Here is a 2,147-nt window from a genome sequence, read left to right as displayed (position 1 = left end):
CGCCCACTCCAGCGCCGACGCGTGCCCCTGATGCACGATCATCGAGGCGAGCAGCGAACGGTTATAGACATTCGCAGCCGATCGTAACGCCACCCGACCGCGCCATTTCGGATTCGCCAGATCCCGCAGAGTCTTGATCTCACCCGGCTTCACCTGTGCCTTGTTATAGATGACCGCACGCGCGCGCAAGACGACGCCATACCAGTATCCATCTCGGTCGCGCCAGCGCGCCGGCACGATGGCGTCCAGTTCGGGCGACTGGATGCGCTGGAACTGGTTGAACTTCTTCGCTTCCGTCAACCCTTTGTAGTCCGACACCAGGATCACGTCCGTGTCGAACTTGTCGTAGGCGTCGGTGACCTTGACGGCGATGCCGGTTTCCTTGGTAAACGCTGCGATCACCGGCTGCAGATACTGTGCCTTGTGATACCAGTTCACGGTCAGCGGCTCGGATTTAGCGGCAGCCATCACGGGTGAAACCACCAGCGAGAGCACGCTGGCGATGTACAGATTCCTCAGATGCCAGCTCCACGCTCGAATCCGCATTTCTTGTTTCCTCATTTTCTTAGGTTCACGGTGCCGACGGCACGCCCGGCGATGTCGAGTTGCGTTTGAACGGTAGGCGCAAAATGGATCCATGGTGGGCATTCAGCAGGAATCCCGACGGGCCTCGGCCGCCGTCTCGCTGAAAACTGAACACCATGCGATCGGGGATCGAGACAAACTCATCCACCAACGATGGCTGCATCACCACAGTCTTAGTCTGCGACCCCACCTCCCCCGGCTCGCTACCGACGATGTTCATCACCAGCCGGCCGTTGTCGACTTTGAATCGATAGGTCGCGTCGACGTCCCGGCTGTAGTAATCGCCCGCATAAACCGACAATTGTTTGGTGTTCAAGACGGGTGGCTGGACGCGCTCGAAGATCCCCGTGCCGATCACCAGATCACTCGACTTGTCCTGTCGCAGACGGATGCCGCGACCTTGTCCGTCACGCTCGAACTCCAGCTGCAAATGCCCCGGCGCGAGAAACCGCGAGCGAGACACGGCTTGGATGGGATGCGGTGGATCTCTATAGGCGATCGTCAAACCCGTGCCCGTCATGCTCACGAGCATGGCAGATCCCACCGATGCCTCGCGGTACATGCCCACCAGCGGCTTCAAGTCAGCCGCCGGCACGTCGATCACCTTCTCCTTGGCGCTCACACTCTCGCCGCCGGGTTGATCGAGAAACAAATCGACCAGTTGCAACACCGTGTCGGTGGGATAGACGCTGTTGTTCCAAAATGCGAACACAGCCAGCAATCGCGTCGGGAACATGATGGTGTCGGCCTTGTAGCCGCCGCCCGAGCCATCGTGACCGATGCTTTGCAAGCCGCGATACGCGCCTAGCTCCAACCCGAATCCGTACTCGTTCGAGCTGCCGTCGATGAGCCGATCTGGCGCCATCAGCATGCGCGTCAGCTCGGCGCCACCGTCGAGCTTGCTGTCCTTTGCCAGCAGATTTTGAACCCACAGACCATAGTCATCGAGCGTGGTCATGACACCGCCCGTCGCGCGTCGAGCCAGCTCGGTGAAAGCCCCCGTGTTGGCCCAGCGGTTGCCCTCGCGCTGATAGGGCGTGGCATAGTTCTTCGGGCCTTGCGGATCGCCGATGTAATAGGTGTTCACCATGCCGAGCGGGCCGAATATTTTCTGCCTCGCATATGCGTGCAGCGATTGCCCGGTCTTGCGCTCGATGATCTCCGCCAGCAACACATAGGCGGTGTTGCCATAACTGAATTTTTCGCCCGCCAGAAAATTCACGCCCTGCTGCCGCGTGATCAGGCGGAGGAGCCGCGGCTGTGTCGAATACTGGCTCGACCTGCCGGTGAGCTTCACCAGCCAGCCATCGTCACGCAGACCGTTGGTGTGGTGAATCAGATTGCGAATGGTGATGGGCCGGCCGTAATCGGGGAGCTCCGGCACGTGCTTGCGGATGTCGTCGTCCAGTGAGAAATGACCATTGTGAGCGGCGATCGCGGCCAACGTGGCCGTGAACTGTTTCGACACTGAGGCGACACAGAAAATCGTGTCGACCCCATTGCGCTTGCCAGTATCGACATTGGCCAATCCAAAGGCCTTCTGCAGCAGCCACTGATGCTTC

General features: G+C 59.9%; 2 protein-coding genes. Both read right to left on the bottom strand.

Annotated features, from left to right (window positions below):
* Positions 1–546 (bottom strand): ABC transporter substrate-binding protein (locus JNL55_RS27705; RefSeq protein ID WP_293862313.1); only part of this gene is annotated, 546 nt, incomplete at its 3' end.
* Positions 547–571: 25 nt separating this feature from the next.
* Positions 572–2,147 (bottom strand): serine hydrolase domain-containing protein (locus tag JNL55_RS27700; protein WP_293862310.1); only part of this gene is annotated, 1,576 nt, incomplete at its 5' end.

The organism is Steroidobacter sp. (genome assembly GCF_016790065.1).
GTDB lineage: Bacteria > Pseudomonadota > Gammaproteobacteria > Steroidobacterales > Steroidobacteraceae > Steroidobacter.
This window is presented reverse-complemented; position numbering and strand designations above follow the sequence as displayed.